The organism is Longicatena sp. (assembly GCF_982403165.1).
Genome location: NZ_CEVYEL010000004.1, coordinates 53,239 through 71,634 on the forward strand (window position 1 = coordinate 53,239; position 18,396 = coordinate 71,634).

24 protein-coding genes are annotated in these 18,396 nt (G+C 36.4%); 22 read left to right on the plus strand and 2 right to left on the minus strand.

Annotated features, from left to right (window positions below):
* Window positions 1–4 precede the first annotated feature (4 nt).
* Together rpoD and AC1VS3_RS01530 are read left to right on the plus strand one after the other, a co-directional pair.
* Window positions 5–1,195, plus strand: a complete 1,191-nt coding sequence (rpoD, locus tag AC1VS3_RS01525) for an RNA polymerase sigma factor RpoD (RefSeq protein WP_008688418.1) — start codon at window positions 5–7, stop codon at window positions 1,193–1,195.
* 1 nt (window position 1,196) lies between these two features.
* Entirely contained in the window at window positions 1,197–1,880 is a 684-nt protein-coding gene (locus tag AC1VS3_RS01530; protein ID WP_017144654.1) for a tRNA (adenine(22)-N(1))-methyltransferase, read from the plus strand.
* Between the two features lie 103 nt (window positions 1,881–1,983).
* Here AC1VS3_RS01530 and ispH read toward each other — a convergent pair whose 3' ends face one another.
* On the minus strand, window positions 1,984–2,901 hold the full coding sequence (ispH, locus tag AC1VS3_RS01535; protein ID WP_008688423.1) for a 4-hydroxy-3-methylbut-2-enyl diphosphate reductase: 918 nt from the start codon (window positions 2,899–2,901) through the stop codon (window positions 1,984–1,986).
* Window positions 2,902–3,063: 162 nt separating this feature from the next.
* Between ispH and AC1VS3_RS01540 the strand changes: the two genes are divergently transcribed.
* Together AC1VS3_RS01540 and AC1VS3_RS01545 are read left to right on the plus strand one after the other, a co-directional pair.
* Window positions 3,064–4,425 carry a DEAD/DEAH box helicase gene (locus AC1VS3_RS01540; RefSeq protein ID WP_008688424.1) on the plus strand — a complete coding sequence of 454 codons (1,362 nt, stop codon included), beginning with the start codon at window positions 3,064–3,066 and terminating at the stop codon, window positions 4,423–4,425.
* Window positions 4,422–5,306: a deoxyribonuclease IV gene (locus AC1VS3_RS01545; RefSeq protein ID WP_008688426.1), complete on the plus strand. Its 885-nt coding sequence runs from the start codon at window positions 4,422–4,424 to the stop codon at window positions 5,304–5,306. The genes AC1VS3_RS01540 and AC1VS3_RS01545 overlap by 4 nt, the downstream gene beginning before the upstream one ends.
* Window positions 5,307–5,451: 145 nt before the next feature.
* Here the strand turns inward: AC1VS3_RS01545 and ispG are convergent, their stop codons facing one another.
* A complete protein-coding gene (gene ispG / locus AC1VS3_RS01550) occupies window positions 5,452–6,525 on the minus strand; it encodes a flavodoxin-dependent (E)-4-hydroxy-3-methylbut-2-enyl-diphosphate synthase (protein ID WP_008688428.1) in 1,074 nt (357 codons plus the stop codon).
* Between the two features lie 111 nt (window positions 6,526–6,636).
* On the opposite strand from ispG, the gene AC1VS3_RS01555 reads away from it, so the two are divergent.
* The 18 genes from AC1VS3_RS01555 (at window position 6,637) to AC1VS3_RS01640 (ending at window position 18,024) form a co-directional block, all read left to right on the plus strand.
* Window positions 6,637–8,736 (plus strand): peptidoglycan D,D-transpeptidase FtsI family protein, encoded by a 2,100-nt coding sequence (locus AC1VS3_RS01555; RefSeq protein ID WP_008688429.1) that lies wholly within the window; start codon window positions 6,637–6,639, stop codon window positions 8,734–8,736.
* 72 nt (window positions 8,737–8,808) lie between these two features.
* A complete protein-coding gene (gene rpmG / locus AC1VS3_RS01560) occupies window positions 8,809–8,958 on the plus strand; it encodes a 50S ribosomal protein L33 (protein WP_008688434.1) in 150 nt (49 codons plus the stop codon).
* 38 nt (window positions 8,959–8,996) lie between these two features.
* The gene (locus AC1VS3_RS01565; RefSeq protein ID WP_008688436.1) at window positions 8,997–9,605 is read left to right on the plus strand and encodes an MBL fold metallo-hydrolase; all 609 of its coding nucleotides are present in this window, start codon (window positions 8,997–8,999) and stop codon (window positions 9,603–9,605) included.
* 148 nt (window positions 9,606–9,753) lie between these two features.
* Window positions 9,754–10,656 (plus strand): transglutaminase-like domain-containing protein, encoded by a 903-nt coding sequence (locus AC1VS3_RS01570; RefSeq protein WP_008688438.1) that lies wholly within the window; start codon window positions 9,754–9,756, stop codon window positions 10,654–10,656.
* Between the two features lie 17 nt (window positions 10,657–10,673).
* The gene (locus AC1VS3_RS01575) at window positions 10,674–11,708 is read left to right on the plus strand and encodes a type II secretion system F family protein (RefSeq protein ID WP_017144653.1); all 1,035 of its coding nucleotides are present in this window, start codon (window positions 10,674–10,676) and stop codon (window positions 11,706–11,708) included.
* A 9-nt stretch (window positions 11,709–11,717) separates the two neighbouring features.
* Window positions 11,718–12,026: a hypothetical protein gene (locus AC1VS3_RS01580; protein ID WP_008688441.1), complete on the plus strand. Its 309-nt coding sequence runs from the start codon at window positions 11,718–11,720 to the stop codon at window positions 12,024–12,026.
* A complete protein-coding gene (locus tag AC1VS3_RS01585) occupies window positions 12,010–12,465 on the plus strand; it encodes a DUF4860 domain-containing protein (RefSeq protein ID WP_008688443.1) in 456 nt (151 codons plus the stop codon). The genes AC1VS3_RS01580 and AC1VS3_RS01585 overlap by 17 nt, the downstream gene beginning before the upstream one ends.
* A gap of 1 nt (window position 12,466) precedes the next feature.
* On the plus strand, window positions 12,467–12,841 hold the full coding sequence (locus tag AC1VS3_RS01590; RefSeq protein ID WP_008688444.1) for a hypothetical protein: 375 nt from the start codon (window positions 12,467–12,469) through the stop codon (window positions 12,839–12,841).
* Window positions 12,828–13,223 carry a hypothetical protein gene (locus tag AC1VS3_RS01595; RefSeq protein WP_008688446.1) on the plus strand — a complete coding sequence of 132 codons (396 nt, stop codon included), beginning with the start codon at window positions 12,828–12,830 and terminating at the stop codon, window positions 13,221–13,223. Before AC1VS3_RS01590 ends, AC1VS3_RS01595 begins: the two co-directional genes overlap by 14 nt.
* Complete coding sequence (locus tag AC1VS3_RS01600; RefSeq protein ID WP_008688447.1) at window positions 13,213–14,268, plus strand: type IV pilus twitching motility protein PilT; 1,056 nt, start codon at window positions 13,213–13,215, stop codon at window positions 14,266–14,268. Before AC1VS3_RS01595 ends, AC1VS3_RS01600 begins: the two co-directional genes overlap by 11 nt.
* Window positions 14,269–14,451: 183 nt before the next feature.
* The gene (locus AC1VS3_RS01605) at window positions 14,452–15,441 is read left to right on the plus strand and encodes an ATPase, T2SS/T4P/T4SS family (RefSeq protein ID WP_008688449.1); all 990 of its coding nucleotides are present in this window, start codon (window positions 14,452–14,454) and stop codon (window positions 15,439–15,441) included.
* A gap of 13 nt (window positions 15,442–15,454) precedes the next feature.
* The gene (locus AC1VS3_RS01610) at window positions 15,455–15,625 is read left to right on the plus strand and encodes a hypothetical protein (protein WP_270355168.1); all 171 of its coding nucleotides are present in this window, start codon (window positions 15,455–15,457) and stop codon (window positions 15,623–15,625) included.
* Between the two features lie 35 nt (window positions 15,626–15,660).
* Complete coding sequence (locus tag AC1VS3_RS01615; RefSeq protein ID WP_270355167.1) at window positions 15,661–16,380, plus strand: type II secretion system F family protein; 720 nt, start codon at window positions 15,661–15,663, stop codon at window positions 16,378–16,380.
* 14 nt (window positions 16,381–16,394) lie between these two features.
* The gene (gene comGC, locus AC1VS3_RS01620; RefSeq protein WP_008688453.1) at window positions 16,395–16,694 is read left to right on the plus strand and encodes a competence type IV pilus major pilin ComGC; all 300 of its coding nucleotides are present in this window, start codon (window positions 16,395–16,397) and stop codon (window positions 16,692–16,694) included.
* The gene (locus tag AC1VS3_RS01625) at window positions 16,684–17,067 is read left to right on the plus strand and encodes a prepilin-type N-terminal cleavage/methylation domain-containing protein (RefSeq protein ID WP_008688455.1); all 384 of its coding nucleotides are present in this window, start codon (window positions 16,684–16,686) and stop codon (window positions 17,065–17,067) included. The genes comGC and AC1VS3_RS01625 overlap by 11 nt, the downstream gene beginning before the upstream one ends.
* Window positions 17,068–17,083: 16 nt before the next feature.
* On the plus strand, window positions 17,084–17,221 hold the full coding sequence (locus AC1VS3_RS01630) for a hypothetical protein (protein WP_155949113.1): 138 nt from the start codon (window positions 17,084–17,086) through the stop codon (window positions 17,219–17,221).
* On the plus strand, window positions 17,211–17,603 hold the full coding sequence (locus AC1VS3_RS01635) for a prepilin-type N-terminal cleavage/methylation domain-containing protein (RefSeq protein ID WP_008688457.1): 393 nt from the start codon (window positions 17,211–17,213) through the stop codon (window positions 17,601–17,603). The genes AC1VS3_RS01630 and AC1VS3_RS01635 overlap by 11 nt, the downstream gene beginning before the upstream one ends.
* Complete coding sequence (locus AC1VS3_RS01640) at window positions 17,572–18,024, plus strand: hypothetical protein (protein WP_008688459.1); 453 nt, start codon at window positions 17,572–17,574, stop codon at window positions 18,022–18,024. The genes AC1VS3_RS01635 and AC1VS3_RS01640 overlap by 32 nt, the downstream gene beginning before the upstream one ends.
* The last annotated feature ends 372 nt before the right edge of the window (window positions 18,025–18,396 follow it).

The window sequence follows — 18,396 nt, forward strand, 5'->3', positions numbered from 1 at the left end:
AGATATGAAAAAAACGAAAGCCAAAGCACAGCTGCAGGAATATAAGACATTAGATGAAATCAAAGATGAATTGCAGGAAGCATATCAGGTCAATAAGGTACTGTATCAAAAAGATATCATGGATGCGGTTGAACATTTAGATATGAGTGATGCAGACTTTGATGAATTGTTGCAGTGGTTCAGCGACAACGGCATCGCTGTCAAAGATGATGAAGACGATGTTGACTTATTAGATGACGACGCTCTTGTTGGTGATGATGACGACATTGATTTTTTAGATGATGAAGATGAAGAGGAAGACTCTTTAGCAGCAGAGATTGAAAGCTTAGAACAATCTTTTGCCAATTCTTCTCATACTAAGATTAATGATCCGGTTAAAATGTATTTGAAAGAAATCGGTCGTGTAGAATTGCTGGATCCGAAAGAAGAGCCAGAAATTGCCAGAAGAATACAGGCTGGAGATGAAGAGGCTAAGAAAAAATTAATTTCAGCCAATCTTCGTCTGGTTGTTTCTATTGCTAAAAAGTATGTAGGACGAGGCATGCTGTTTTTGGATCTGATTCAAGAAGGAAATATGGGCCTTGTTAAAGCAGTAGAAAAATTTGATTATACAAAGGGATTTAAATTCTCAACATACGCAACATGGTGGATTCGCCAGGCAATTACCCGTGCCATAGCGGATCAGGCGAGAACAATTCGTATTCCTGTACATATGGTTGAAACCATTAACAAATTAACACGTATTCAGCGTCAATTGGTGCAAGATTTAGGAAGAGATCCTTCGGCAGAAGAAATTGCAGCGAAAATGGAAAACATTTCTCCTGAAAAAGTACGTGAAATTCAGAAGATTGCTCTAGAACCAGTATCTTTAGAAACACCAATCGGTGAAGAAGACGATTCACATTTGGGTGATTTTATTGAAGATAAAGAGGCTTTATCACCAGATGAATATGCGAACAATCAGCTGTTAAAGGATGAAATAAATACCGTATTACAAGGATTGACAGAACGTGAAGAAAAGGTGCTGCGTCTGCGTTTTGGATTATATGATGGAAGAACAAGAACTTTAGAAGAAGTCGGCAAGGAATTTAATGTTACTCGTGAACGCATTCGTCAAATTGAGGCAAAGGCATTACGTAAGCTAAAACATCCAACCCGTTCAAAACGTTTAAAGGATTTTGTTGATAAACCTTAAGATGAAATTAAGTAAACGATTAAAGGCTATTTACGATATGGTAAATAGCCCTTGCATTTTAGCGGATATCGGATGTGATCATGCTATGCTTCCAATAGCATTGATGCAAAGTGGGAAGTGCGAAAAAGCTTATGCCTGTGATATTCATATAGGACCATTGCAGCGGGGCGCAAAGGCAATTAAAGAAGTGCATCTTGAAGATCGGATCCATACCGTATTAAGTGATGGTCTACAGAATGTGGCGGATGATATTACTTGTATTACGATCGCTGGTATGGGGTGGGAAAGTATTACTTCCATACTGGCACAGGACATAGAAAAAGCACATCATTGTACACAACTTGTTTTACAATCGAATAATCATGTCGATGATTTAAGACGATGGCTGAATGAGCATCATTTTGTGATTGATGGTGAGGATCTGGTGCATGAACAGCACTATTATCAAATATTATCGGTACATAGCGGTGAGCAAACATTAACTGAGGATGAGATTTTGTTTGGTGTTTTTTTAGATCAACATCCTTTATTTACAGAATATTGGATGTATGTTCTTGAAAAAAAAGAAAATATTTTGAAGCAGTTACAGCCACATCATGTTGGCTATGCTGATTTAAAACAGGATATACAACGTATAAAAAATAAATTGGCGCAATCAAAAAAATCTGTGTTTCCGGCTAAATAAGGCTAGAAACACAGATTTTTTATCAATCATTATACAGTCTTAATAATCAAAACGTTAAATTCTGATGGCTATTTATCATATAGAGTACTTTATCTTTTTAAGCTTATTGCAAGATTTTGGCCACCTCTGTAATAGGTTTCGCCAATTTTGGTGTATAGCTGTTTAGATACTGAATCACCTGATTTGTCAGATAGGTTGGTGTGGAAGCACCTGCTGTAATAGCTACAGCTTTACAGTTAGCCAATTGTTCATCAGTGATATCGTGTACATCATCAATAAGAAAAACATTTGCGATCCCTTGCTCTTTTGCAATCTGAGCAAGGCGGTTGGAGTTATTGGAATGTTTATCACCAACTACATATAAGACATCTATTTCAGCAGCATCAAGCTCAGCTATGGCCTGCTGACGGATTCTTGTGGCATTGCAGATTTCTTCACAAAACTCTGCTTGCGGATATGCTTGAGCAATCGCGGTAAATAATGTTTCAATATCAAATATTGACATTGTTGTTTGATTTGTGACAAAAACCTTAGACATTGTCGTAGGCAACTGCTGAATATCTTCCATATTTGTTATTAAATGAACCTTTGGGCTTAATGAGATGACAGCTTCAGCTTCTGGATGAAAAGCTTTTCCAATATAGAACACATCATATCCTTCTTCTAATTTTGTTTGTACAATAGCTTGTGTCTTTACAACATCTGGACAGCTGGCATCAATACCAATTAAGCCAAGTTCTGCGGCCTTTTGCTTTACTGCTGGGGCAACTCCATGAGCAGTAAAAATAACTACACTGCCAGATGGTATCTCTTGCAGCAATGCTAATCTTGTTTTCGTTTTATCGTCAATGGTATGAATATGCAGTTGATCTAAAGCCTGCATGACAAAACGGTTATGTACTAACATACCTAAAACATAAATGTTTTTATCGGGATACTCCATCGCTGTTTTGCGAGCAAGAGCAATGGCTCTTGTGACACCTTTACAATAACCGCGAGGAGTGACTTTTATTACCTTCATAAGCGTTCCTCCTGTTGTTATTATACCGTATTTTATGAGTGAAAAGATAGGAAAATACTAGAATTTCGGGTATAATAAGGAAGTAAAAACAGTGTTTTTTATTTACAACAAAAAGGATTCATGTATAATAGAAGAGCTGCTTTTAAAAAAGGAGGGGCATTCATGAGTAAATATAGCGATTATATGTTTCAAAAACATACAAAAATGTTTATTGAACTTGAAAAATTTATAGAACCTACACCGATTCAACAGGCGGTAATCCCTATGGCTTGTAAAGGAAAAGATATTATCGGTATTTCAGCGACAGGGACAGGGAAGACACACGCTTTTTTGATTCCTATTATGGAAAAAGTAGACAGCAGTAAACCTTGTGTGCAGGCGGTAATCACTGCACCTACCAGAGAATTAGCCTTACAGATTTATCAGCGATGTGAAAAGATGAGTGAAGCGGATCCCAAACTCGTCATCCGTTTAATTACAGGCGGAATTGAAAAGAGCCGGATGATTGAACAATTAAAAGTTCAACCACATATTGTTGTAGGAACTCCAGGTCGTATTAAGGACTTGTTTTTAAACGAACAGGTCTTGCGCGTGGATACCGCAGATATCATGGTGGTGGATGAGGCTGATATGACTTTAGAATTTGGCTTTTTGGAAGATGTAGATGCGATTGCAGGGAAGATGCGCAAGGACTTGCAGATGATGAGTTTTTCAGCAACGATTCCTCAGGAGCTGCGCTTGTTTCTAAAGAAATATATGGATCATCCGCAAACTGTACAAATTGAAGAACAAAGTGCATTTCATCCTAAGATCCAACATATTTTAGTGCCTGTCCAGCATAAAACATATGCTGAAAAAGTATTAGAGATTTTACCTTCTTTTACCCCATATGTTTGCTTAATCTTCGCTAATACGCGAAGTGAAGCTGCTAATGTAGCAAGCAATATGCGAGATGCAGGTTATGGTGTAATAGAATTGCATGGAGATTTAACTCCAAGAGAGCGCACGAAAGCGATGAAGGATTTGTCCAATTTGCAAAAATCATATGTAGTGGCAACCGATATTGCAGCCCGTGGCATTGATATTGAAGGGATATCTCATGTTATATCGATGGGATTTCCTAAAGAATTAGATTATTATATCCATCGTAGCGGACGTACTGGCAGAGCAGGACATGAGGGTATCTGTTATGCACTATATGAAAAAAAAGATGATACTGCTATACGTCAGTTAGAAGTTCGAGGCATTCATTTTGATCATAAAACCATAAAAAATGGTCAGTGGTGCGATTTAGAACCTTTGCATAAGAAGAAAGTACGCAAAGATGACCCATTAGAGAAAGAAATTGCAAAGATTGTTTCTCGTAAGAAGAAAAAAGTAAAGCCAGGTTATAAGAAAAAGCGTCAGCAGGAAGTAGAAAAATTAAAACGGAAAGCCAAACGTGCTATGATTCAAGAAGATATTCAGCGTCAAAAGAAAGAACGTGCTAAACAAAAGATGTTAGAGAAGAGGAATAGCGAATGAAAATAGGTAGTCATGTATCTATGTCTGCTCCTGAATATGTATTAGGAGCCGTAAAAGAAGCTATTTCATATGGTGCAAATGCATTTATGTTATATACAGGTGCACCTCAAAATACACGCAGAAAGCCAATGGAAGAACTGCGCATAAAAGAAGCACATGAGATCATGAAGTTACATGGTATAGAAAAAAGCAGCATGATCGTACATGCACCATATATCATCAATTTAGCAAATTGTGCGAAAGCAGAAACATTTGAACTCGGTGTTGATTTTTTGGCAAAGGAAATTGAACGTGTCAAACAATTAGAAGCAAGCATTTTGGTCTTACATCCTGGCAGTCATGTAAAAGCCGGCGAAGATGCTGGACTTGCTAAGATCGTAGATGGATTAGATCTAGCTATGAAACAGATTGGTGATGTACAGATAGCAATCGAGACGATGGCAGGGAAAGGTAGCGAACTTGGCTATAATTTTCAGCATATTCGCTATATCATTGATCATGTGAAACATCCTGAAAATATCAAGGTTTGTATGGATACTTGTCATTTGCATGATGCAGGATTCGATTTAAGTGATTTTGATCTTCTTTTGAATGAATTTGATGCGATCATTGGGATAGATCGTTTAGCATGTGTACATGTTAATGATTCAAAAAATATTCAAGGTGCTCGTAAGGATCGTCATGCGAATATTGGCTTTGGCGAAATTGGCTATGATAAGCTGCATGCAATCGTACATAACAAGCGAATTCAAGATGTCGTTAAAATATTAGAAACACCTTATGTGGACGGACATGCACCATATAAGCATGAAATCGCAATGTTAAAACAAGGTGTTTTTGATGCGAATTTATTGGACAAGTTAAAAAATGAAGTTGTGTAATGCATTTGCTATTTTTAGATAAGACTATGTGTTTATTAAGTAAAAAATGATAATAGTTCAGCATACGTTAGATCTTAGTTCCAACTATTGAAAATGATAAGAAAAAAGTAGGTAAATCCTAATGGAATGCCTACTTTTTTGAATATCAATTATCTTTTTTGTGTTCTGCAGCAAATGATCGGATTTCCTGCTTTAAGCGTTCCACTATTTCATCCTGTGGAAGTTTTTCAATGACAACGCCTTTTTTTATTAACAATCCTTCTTGTTTGCCACCGGCAATCGCGATATCTGCATGTTTAGCTTCTCCAGGACCATTTACAGCACAACCCATGATAGCGACATTTATATCACAATCTATCGTTGTTAAAAAGGATTCTATCTCATTGACAACAGGTTGCATATCCCATGCTGTACGGCCGCAAGTAGGACAGGCAATTAAATTTGGTGTGTTTTTTAATAACCCGCAGCATTTTAATAATTGCTTTACAATTGTGATTTCATTTACTGGATCACCATTTACACTGATACGAATCGTATCACCAATGCCTTCATTCAATAAAGTACCTAATGCCATACTGCTTTTAATAGCACTACCAATAAAAGTACCAGCTTCTGTAACCCCTAAATGTAATGGGTAAGGGAAGGTATTACTTGCTAAGCGATATGCCTCAATACATAATAAGGGATCACTTGATTTAAAAGAAAGACAAATATCATGAAAATCCAACTCTTCTAAAATTGCTACATGGCGTTTAGCACTTTCCATCATGCCTGCAGCTGTCGGTTTGCCATATTTTTCATGGATGTCTTTTTCTAAAGAGCCACTATTTATGCCAATTCGGATAGGAATATGATGTTGCTTGCAAACATTTACCACTGCTTGTACATTTTCTTTCGATCCAATGTTTCCAGGGTTTAAACGAATTTTGTCAATTCCATTTTCTACTGCAGCTATCGCTAGGCGATAATCATAATGAATATCAGCGACAAGAGGAATATGGGTGCGGTTACGAATTTCTCTGATTGCTTTTGCATCCTCTTCATCAATGATAGCCATGCGTACCAATTCACAGCCGCAAGCTTCTAATTGTAAGATTTGCGCAACCGTTTTTTCAATATCCTTGGTACGTGTATTGCACATACTTTGTATCACAACATGCTCGTTACCTCCTATCATAAGATCACGAACACGAATACTTCTTGTTTCGGTGCGAAGCATATAATATCAACTCCTTCATGTACCATTATAACAAAATTTATTTCTTTTACAATATGGTGGCATTTTCCATGAGATTTGTATTATAATAAGCGGTATACAGGAGGTGAATACATGATACGTAATCCATTTCGCGATCTGGATCATAAGAAATTACGCCGTAGTTCTGATGTTCTGCAGACGCAAAACGATTATTATAAAATTGTAAACCGACGTATTTTAATTTTTTCAATGATTGTGATTTTATTATTTTCAACAATAACGATACGTTTGGTCTTTATACAAGTGCGTGATCATGAAGATTATACAACAAAGTTGGTGAATTATTCTTCTCAACAACAGCGGTTTCAGACACCTCGTGGTGAAATATATGACCGCAATGGCAAATTGGTCGTAAAAACGGCATCTGCACATAACATTACATATTTTCCGCCAAAGGATGTAACTAGTAATGAAAAATGGGAACTGGCTCAGAAATTTGCCAAACAATTTCATATTAAGCATGAAACATTTACAAAAAGCGACATGCAAGATCTCTATTTATTCTTATATCGTGATGAAAACGGTAATGCAGATCGTACAGGGAATCATCTATTAAGTGATGAAGAATTAGCTACATTGACAAAAGCTAGTGATAAGGATAAACTTGTGCGTTCACGCATTACAGAAAAAATGGTAGATGAAATAGCTAGTGAAGAGGATAAAAACGCATTTAGTGTATATCTGTTAATGAATCAATCACCTAGTAATTCAATTAAGGTCATTGTTGAAGATGCTTCGAATGAAGATGTTGCCTATTTGATGGAGCATAAGGATGAGTATCGAGGTTTTGATGTGGACTTTGGTTCTTGGAAACGCGAATATCCTTATAAAGATACATTACGTGATGTCTTAGGTAGTGTCACTACCACCAAACAAGGTGTTCCAAGTGAAGAGCGTGAATATTATGAAGCATTAGGCTATTCTTTAACGGATCGTGTAGGAAGCAGTGGCTTAGAAAAGCAATATGAGCAGTTATTGAGTGGTACCCCTAAGGTGAGTGAAGTAACCTTTGAAAAGGATGGTACAGCGGTTTTAAATGAGATTAGTGCTGGAAAGAAAGGATATAATCTACATTTGACGGTCGATATTGAATTACAGAAAAAAGTTGATGATATCATGACCAGTATTGTTAAGCAATATGCTGGTACAAGTGGCCGTGAGGCATTTAACCAGGCCTTTGTTTTATTAATGAATCCAAATACAGGAGAGATATATGCATTAAGTGGAGCTGTTAAAAACAAAGATGGATCGATGACGAAATTCGCCAGTGGAACCTATTTGAATAACTATCAGGTAGGTTCTGTCGCAAAAGGTGCCACGGTATATATGATATTGAATGAAGGCGTGCAAACGGTAACTAGTACAGAATATGATACGACGATGAATATCGCCGGAGAAGAAAAAAGTTCATTTATGAATTTGGGTGTTGTAGATGCGGTGCGTGCATTGGAAGTTTCAAGTAATGTCTATATGTGGAAATCTATTATAAAGTTAGCAGGTGGCACCTATGTATCAGGGCAACCCTTAAATATTTCCAATGAGGCAACAGCCAAGACATTAACCAAGATGCGTCAATATTATTCGATGTTCGGTTTAGGGACAAAGACAGGATTAGATGTACCTAATGAAGCGTTAGGCATCATTGGCTATACACAGACGGCTGGTAACTTACTAGACTATTCTATCGGACAGTATGATACCTATTCACCAATACAGTTGGGACAATTTGTATCTACGATTGCCAATGGTGGTAAAAAGGTGCAGCCGAAGTTGGTGAATACGGCAAGTGAGGTTAACAGCAATTATACGATTTATGAAAACAAAACCAAGGTACTTTCGCAACTTTCAGGTAATTTGGATTACCTAAAGACCGTACAGCAAGGTTTCCGCGCTTGTATCACTGGAAATCATTGTGGTGTGGAGTTAAATGCCATGGATAAAGGTATAGCAGCTAAAACAGGTACCGCACAGGTAAGAGAATATAAAAACAATAAAGAATATCGTTATACAAATGTAAGTGAAATCGGTTATGCTCCATATGATGATCCGGAAGTTGCCTTTGTGTGTAGTGCACCAACCTCTGCTGCCGATTCTAGCAATCAGGAGGCAAGTATCTGTTCAACACAGATTTTACCGAAGGTTTTAAAAGAATATTTCAAAAAGTACGACTAATTTCGTAAAAAGTATTAGCATTCTTGCATATTGTATGATATAATTTTCAAGCAAAGTACGAGGAGGGACAACATGAGAGATAGAATCACTTTCAAATGTTCAGAATGTGGCGAAGAAAACTACATTGGAACACGTAATAAACGTAAAAATCCAGAACGTATGCAGATTCAGAAGTTCTGCCCACGTTGTAACAAGAAAACATTACATAAGGAGAAAAAATAAGAAGGGCCGACTACGGTCTTTTTTATTCGTGAAGACATATGAAATCAATTGAAACATTTGTATTAGGTATGGTTCAGGTAAATACCTATTTATTATGGAATGATGATCATGTTTTGGTAATCGATCCAGGTAGTAAATCATTAAGATTGCAAGAGGCAATCGACAAACGAAACGGTATTGTGGATGGCATCGTTTTGACACATGCCCACTTTGACCATATTGCTGGTGTTGATACGCTGGTGAATAAATATCATTGTCCATTATATATGAATGATTTGGATATACCGCTGCTTACCGATCCACAATTAAATTTTTCAATAGGAGATCCAATCATCGTTCATACAAAGGCACAAGTACTAACCCCTGGTGAGCATACGATTGGTAAATTTACTTTCCGATACATTGATGCACCAGGTCATAGCGAAGGCTGTAGTATGCTATTATGGGATGATCATTTATTTTGTGGAGATGTGTTGTTTCAAGGTAGTATCGGGCGGACTGATTTAGCCACAAGTTCAAATACTAAAATGATGCAGTCTTTAAAATACATTAAAACCATGGACCCCGATTTGAAGGTATATCCTGGTCATGGACCTAGGACGACATTAAAGGATGAATTTCAATGGAATCCTTATCTGCAATTTTAAACAGCTATTGCTGTTTTTTTTCTTCCTTAGTTTAAAACACAATTTTACCATTGAGAATGAACAGCATGCTAGCAGGCTTTTTCAATTCTTTTAGTTTTGTAAAGGTTTGATTTGGTGTATAATGAATAACAAGTGAGGAGGATATGCTATGCACAAAAAAATTTGTTTGCTGATTGCTTTTTTATTACTCTGTACAAGCTGTTCCTCCAATCAACAGGATAAGGTCAAAGAGGCAATGGAATCCTATCCCAAATCTCCAGCTGTTACAGAAAACCAAATCCTATATCCTAAAGAGCTGGGCAAGGATGTTTTAAAAACAAAAATAGCTATCATTGACTATACCCAATGCAATGATGGATATATTTATGTTCACGCACAATTTAAAGATAACAAAAAAGTGAAAATTCAAATTGCGAAAGGTGAAACCAAATATAATTACGATTTGCACAAAGATGAAGCAACGGCATTACCTTTACAAATGGGAAGTGGTAATTATCTCGTTAAGGTGTTGCAACATATGGAACAAAACCAATATGCCATCGTAGATGTGATTGAATTTCATGCCGATATAAAAGAAACTACATCACCTTTTCGTTATCCAAATCAAATTGCATGGTATGAAAAAGGTGATGACATCATTTCCTTTGCTTTAGATACCGTAAAAGATGCGGATAATGATTTAAAACGGATTCATGATATTTACAACAAAGTTGCACAAACGATAACTTATGATGATGCAAAAGCAAAGCAGGCTTCTAATAAATATATGATTCCAAATCTGAAAGACGTGCTGAAGCGTAAGCGGGGGATTTGTTTTGATTATGCTGCTTTGATGACAGCAATGTTGAGAATCAACCATATTCCAGCACGCTTGATTTGCGGAAATACGGATATCGAATATCATGCTTGGGTGGAAGTTTATGTAGAAGGACAAGGATGGGTCAATCCGGATATTTATGTAGATGAGGAAACTTGGACTAGAATTGATCCAACTTTTGCAGCACAAAAGTTTCAATACGATGGATCTTATGATGCGGTTTATTATTATTAAATCGAGTAGGAGGTGTTATGGATATGAACATAAATATGCAAAGCCGTCATATGTTGTTTCTTCAGTTTGGTTTGATACTTCAAGCAGGCTATGGTTTGGAGCAGGGACTTCATCTGATTGCTGAACAGCTAGATGAGCAGGAATTGAAAACACTGGTATGCCGGTTAAATGAAGAAAGAGAAAAGCAGCCAACACTGGCAGATGCTTTTGCTGCTTGTGAGGTATTTGATGATTTCACGATCCATATGATTTCCATCGGGGAAATCAGTGGTAATTTAGATGAAGTGATGTTATCATTAGCTGATTATTATCAGCGTATGGATGAAATGAGCAATCAATTGCGACAGGCTTTGAGCTATCCTATGATCTTACTGCTGATGATGCTTTGTGTAGTAGGTGTGGTTGCATGGAAAGTATTACCTCTATTTCAAGATGTATTACGTTCTTTGGGAAGTGATTTATCTACACAAGCAGTTATGTTTATGCAATTCGGAAGAATTTTTTCAATGGCTGTCTTTGGGCTTTTGTTGTTGCTAACAGCGGGTCTTATTGTTTTCTTATTGTATGCAAAACGCCAAAAAGAAGATGCTGCAACCTTATTTCTATTCCATAACCCCTTTTTCAAAAAACTTCGTCATATTTCTCTTTTAGCGCAATTGACGTATGCACTTGCTATGCTTTTGCGCAGTGGCATTGATCTGCGTGAAGCAATGCAATATGCATGTTCTTTACTTCCCAATTGCGAAATCATTGATAAGTTGCAGGCTTGTGTTCAAGGTATGAATGAAGGTGAATCTTTTTGCGATGTGATTCGCAAAGAACAGTTATATGAAGGTCTTGCGTTGAATTTAATTGAAATAGGTTTTACCAGTGGAAAAGGGGAAGCGGTCATGCAACAGCTAAGTGATGAATATCAACAGGAAGTATCACATAAAACTGAACATTATCTTAATGTGATTGAACCAATCATCGTATTGTTATTAGCCGTAATCATAGGTGTTGTCTTATTATCTATCATGTTACCACTGGTGAGTATTCTCTCTTCACTATAGAGGTGTAACATGCAAAAAACACTACATGGACTGCTATTTCTTGGTATCTTATTGTTATTTGTGTTTGGTTTTCAATCAGCTGCTTCTTTCAACAAAAGAAATGAACAACAACAAATTACGGAAACCATTCAGAAATTAACTTTAAAATGTTATAGCATAGAAGGAAGATATCCTACATCAATTGCTTATTTAAAAGAACATTATGGTTTATTGATAGATGAAGAAGAATATCGTGTTAATTATCATTATGAAGGAGCAAATATTGCTCCGCATATCGATGTTTATAAAAAGGGGCGAATTTATGAAAACGCATCATAATCTGTATTTGTTAGTTTCATTATTGTTACTGCTACTATTTGCGGCAGGCTCCTTTTCTTTATTATCTACGGAAATATTTGCTTATCGCCGTCTGAATGAAACAATCCAATCGCAAGAAGATGTTAGTCTTCCGCTTGCTTATGTGCATACAAAATTGAAACATGCCAGTGCACGGGGACAAATTGCTTATGTGACAAAACCTATTACCTGTTTACAGATTAAAGAAAAAGAGACGGTAACCTATTTGTATTATCAGGATGGCTATATCAAAGAAATTACGGCTGTTTCCAGTTATCAACCTACCTTTGAAGAAGGAACTAAGCTGTTTCAAGTAGATGCTTTTACAATAATTGAGAAGCAAGATTGTTTCCTTTTTACAGTTGAGAAAGATGGTAAAAAAGAACAGTTAAGTATATATCTGTATGGAAAGGCGGGATAGAATGAAACACACGCAACGATCCTTTTCCTTTTTAATGGAATTTGTCATCATTTTGTTTTTCTTTGCTTTAGCAGCTACTATCTGTGCAGGTTTCTTACTAAAGGCAAAAGAAAAAGAAGCAACGGCCATTACCTTACAACATGATGTATTACAAGCACAAAGTATTATTGAAGAATTGCAAATAGCATCTGATGTGCCTTTTGAACAGCGATTTGATAGTATTAAAAAAGATGAATTGAACTATCAAAAAGGCAATATGAAAATCATATTTAACGATAAAGCTTTATCATCTGGCAAGATACAGTTATGGCATGAAGATGTCATCTTATGTGAGATACCTTTTGTTTTAGGAGAAATTTATCATGCGTACGAATAAGAATCATATACTGCCCCTTGGACTAGGTATACCAACATTATTTGCTTTATTTGTTATTTTAGTTATGCTGATGTTGGCTATTTTAACATATGTGAGAGCAAATAGTTATTATGTTTCAACCATTCGCCAGATGGAATTTACAACAGATTACTATGAAACAAAGGCTAATCTTATGGATATCTATAGACTACTAGAACCTAAACATTTGGATGAACAGTTAAAAAAGATGAAAATAGATTATACAAAAAAGGAAAATCTCTATATAATAGAGGAAGATATGAATAATGGAACAGCGTTGCAGTTGCTTTTTCATAAACAAAATGATGAGATTGTTATACAAACCTGCCAGATGATAGATAAGGGTGATGAAAATGGAAATTAAAGCATTGTTAGAAGATGTAGTTAAACGCAAAGCTTCGGATGTGTTTATTGTCGCTGGTTCTCCTTGCGCTATTAAAATAGATGGCAAAATTGAGCCATATGATGATAAAAGGCTTATGCCTCAAGATACCGAACAAATGATTCGTGATATTTATACGATTGCCAAAAAGGATGATATTGAAGATTTTATACATAATGGCGATGATGACTTTTCTTTTTCCATACCTCAAGTTGGACGTTTTCGTGTCAATGCTTATCGTCAACGCAATTCCTTTGCAGCCGTCTTACGTATCGTTAGTTTTTTATTACCAGATCCTAAAATCATGCATATTCCTTCTATCGTAATTGACTTGGCAAAGCAAATGAAAGGGATGGTACTGGTAAGTGGACCTGCGGGCAGTGGAAAATCGACGACACTGGCTTGTATCATTGATCAAATTAATAATTCACGTAATTCTCATATCATAACAATTGAAGATCCGATAGAATATTTGCATACCCACAAGCAAAGCATTGTTTCACAAAGAGAAGTTTATCATGATACCAAGGATTATGTATCAGCTTTAAGAGCGGCTCTTAGAGAAGCACCTGAAGTCATCTTAGTTGGAGAAATGCGGGATTTAGAAACGATTGAAATATCTGTAACAGCAGCTGAAACCGGTCATTTGGTGTTTTCGTCATTACATACGATTGGCGCTGCTAATACAATTGATCGCATGATTGATGTTTTTCCAGCAACACAACAACAGCAGATTCGCGTGCAGCTATCCATGGTGTTGAATGGTGTGGTTTCTCAGCAATTATTGCCAGGGAAAGATGGTAAGATGTTACCAGTGTTTGAAATCATGCTATGCAATCAAGCCATTCGCAATCTGATTCGGGAAGGAAAGACACATCAGATGCAAAATACGATAACAGCAAATCGCGCCAGTGGTATGATTACCATGGATGATGCTATTATTGAAGCTTACAAGCAAGATAAGATTACCAAGGAAACAGCAATCATGTATGCAAGTGATGCACGCTATGTAGCTAGTAAAATGTGATTTTATTTGATAAGTATTTTTATGATATTTTCAAAGATGTCAATCGTATTGCTAAGCTATGTGAACAGTCAATTTGACTGTTTTTTTTATTTTATCAATTGGTTAATAAAAAAAGAAGAAAATTCATGGAAATTACGTTTTTTCTAATTTTAAAACGTATATAAAGGTGAGGAGGCGATAGGGTTGAAAGAGAAACTGGATGCTATATTGCATATAGCGCTGCAAAAACAAGCGACAGACATTCATTTTGTTAGTACAACACAAGGATTATCAGTTACTATGCGCTGTGAAGATGGTGTCTTGCCAATATATAGTGCTGCGGCTGATAAGAGCTTGTTTAACTACTTGAAATATATAGCGCATTTAGATCTTGGGTTAGGACAGACGGCGCAAAGTGGAAATTTTCAGTATGAATTTCAAGGGGAATGCCTGCAATTTCGCTTTGCATTGTTATCCACGTTGCAAAAGCAGACGGCTGTGCTTCGCATATTGAATAATCATACAGGCATTTGTCTGGAAACTTTGAGTGATGATAAAAAACAACAACAGATTTTTCACTCATGGTGTCAGGCTAGAAACGGTTTGATCGTATTAAGTGGGCCAACTGGTAGCGGCAAGACAACAACTCTGCATGCCATGATGCAATATATTGCAAAAGGTGGAAAACAACGCGTTGTTTCTTTAGAAGATCCTATTGAAATTGTCGATGACTCTTATCTGCAACTTCAAATTAATGAACAACATCATTTTTCTTATGAAGAAGGGATTAAGGAACTGCTTAGACATGATCCGGATGTCATAATGATTGGCGAAATACGAGATCCGATGAGCGCCCGGATGCTGATGCGTAGCGCATTGAGCGGTCATCTGATTTTTACAAGTGTTCATGCAAAAAGTTGTCTGGAGGTGATCTATCGCTTGCATGAATTTGGTTTGAGCAAAGAAGATTTGCGGCAGACATTGACAGGTATAACATCGCAGCGTTTGTTTCATCGACGAAAAGGGAAAGGAAGGGTTTGTATCTATGAAGTATTGGATCAGAATGAAATTATCACTTATTTCAAGCAAGGTGAACTGCCTTCAACGCATGAAAATATGGAAATGCAAATTGCGAGCGCAATTCGGGCAGGTACGATTCAAGAAGAAGCGCAAGAAGACTTTCTCTTTCGATAAAGAATCATTTACTATGTTAATGGAACTTTTAAAAAGTGGGTGTTCATTACAGGATGCAATAGCTTTTTTACCAGGGGACGTTACATGGCTAAATGATAAACTGCAAGCAGGGGAAGAATTCTCTACAATTTTGCAAGAAGATAATCGCCCCTGGATTCGTCATTTTACTTTTTTTATCGTATGAGTTCACTTCCTGTTGCTATGGAAGAGGCTTTACGTATGACAGACTTTGAGGAAGGGCTTAAGAAAAAATTCCTGCGACAAAGTGCCTATCCTATGCTTATCCTCTTTCTTTCTTTTGCAATGCTACAACTTTTCACAAGTGCCATCATACCCCAAATGTTAGAAAGCTTTGCGATGGAGGAAGCATTCTCCCTTACGCAAATACTGTTACATATTTTACAAATATGCAGTATGGGCTTTTTCATATGTGTAATCATGGCTTTGCTTGCTTTTTTATATTTAGCTTCACATGCTAAGATTCGTGGCCGATTTCTATACACTGCAGCAAAAAAAAGCGAAGTGATCCGTTGCTACTGTTCCTATCTATTTGCTGGATATATAAAGGAATTAGATACATGTGGAATCGCGACGATGCATGCACTTCAGTTCTTGCAAGAAGTTCCGATTTCATGGATGTGTGAAATGGCAAAACGTATGCAAAAACGATTAGAACAAGGAGAAGCATTCTTACATGTTTTGGAAACAGAGAGGTTACTATCTAAACAGCTATATCGTTGTTTACAAATGCGTATGTTGACACAAGAAAGTGATAAACCTATGCAGCTTTATCTGATACAACAAGAACAGTATTGGAATCATTTGCTTAAGAAATGTAGTTATCTCTTACAAGGAATTGCCTATGGATTTGTCGCTGTGCTTGTCATCTTAGTCTTTCAAATTTTAATGTTGCCTTTGCAAATGCTGGAAACGATATAAGGAGGATTTACATTATGAAAAACGAAAAAGGCTTTACGATCTTAGAGATGATGATCGTTCTTTCCATCATTGCTCTTGTCTTTTTATTGACATTGCCGAATATTCAACAAAAGGAAAAAATCATTCGCAAAAAAGGATGTGAAGCCTTAATAGAAGTTGTAAATGCACAGATCTTATTGTACGAAGTAGATAATTTGACAACGCCGACAAGTGTGGATTCATTGATTCAAAAGGGATATTTAAAAAGCACACAAAAGCGTTGCCCTAATGGAGATACGATCTATCTTTCCAATGGACAAGCTTATGCAAAATGAGAAAGGCTTTACCTTAGTAGAAATGTTAGTAACAATAAGTATTTTACTGCTTATCATGGCTATTTTTCCATTTTTAAAGCCATCGCGGCAATTGGTATTCACTTGTGAAACGGAAAAGCTTCATTCCTTTTTATTACAAGCACAGATGAAGGCCATGTTTACTAAAAAAAGCATGTACATCCAATTTCAAACAGATGGTGTACAAGCGGGAGAGGAGTTTTTTGTATATGACAATATGTACTGTGAGGGAAAAGCGTTTCATTACACTAAACAAGGAACCATTTCACAAGCCCAAACAATCACTTGCTCGCTACAAAATAAGAAAAAAACCATCGTGTTGCAACTCGGCAGCGGCGCTATTGACGTACGATAAAAAAGGATTTTTGTTGATGGACGCCTTGATCTTACTATTGCTTTGCTCGCTTTGTTGTTTGCTATTGATCAATTGCTGTATGACGGTTACTTCTTGGTATGCCAGTGATCAAGAGCTAAATAATGAAAAGGTAAGGGAAATCTATGCAAAATAATCATGGTTTTACTTTAATTGAAATGCTCTTAGCCCTTTTGATCATTTCCTTTGCTATTGCATTGTTACCACCTTGTCTATCAATCGTTAAACAATTGTTAAGAGATGAGCGCTTCACTGATGATTGTATAGCAATCCATCAATTGCGTCAAATCACTGCTATGTCTAGTGAGTATCTTATGCAAAATCAAAAAGTGATTTTGCAACGAGGGGATGAGGAAATTCAGTTGTTTTATGATCGTATGCGAATTGTGAAGACACCCGGTTACGAAATATATTTAGAACATGTTGACAATGCTGTTTTCTATGAAGATAATAGCTGTCTGCATCTGCTCTTAAAACGAGGCCATTATGAAAAAGATGTCATACTTGGCTGCAAATGATCATGGATTTGCCAGTTTATATGGCTTATGGGTGCTTTCTTCCATCTTATTGTGTATTTCTTTATTTACGATGCGTTTGGTTACGTATACCCAACTTCGAAAATCAGAAGATCTTATGGATGTGTTTATTCTACATACCGTACAAAAACAGTTAAAGAATGAGTATGTCAATAATGAACATGATAAGGAGGTGATAGAAAGGAAGGAAGAGAAACAGGATACATCGCATTCGACAAAGGAAGACGATAAGGAAGTGGAAAACAAGCCTTACTATTTTTACAAAACATATGCAAATTGTACATTACAATTTCGTTGGGAAGATACAGATGTATATGTAAATGGAGATTGTCTCAATGAAACTATGCACATTTATTTAGATGAACAATGTCATAGCATTGTATCTTTTGCATATGAAACCTAGAAAAGGGTAAACTGATGCTAGGTGATAATGATGAATGTGCTATGTAGTATGATTTGTTTTGTTTTATTTCTGTTATTAGGTGATGTTTTAATGTTTATCAATACACGGTTTTTTGTTTTACTTCCTTGGTTTCTTATTTACCTCTTTCTTTTAAAAGGTGTTTACAAAACAGCAAATTGTAAAGCGTTAGAAGCTAAGGATTTTTTATGCACTTTGCTTTTTACGATTGTTTCGGCTGCTCTTCTAAGTTTTCTTAATATCTCGATGAGTTTGCACACGTATGCTTATCTATATCTGATGAGCTTCATATCCTTACTTGTCTATATTGATGATATTCGCTTTAAAAGTCTTATGTAATCGGTGTTTTTGTAT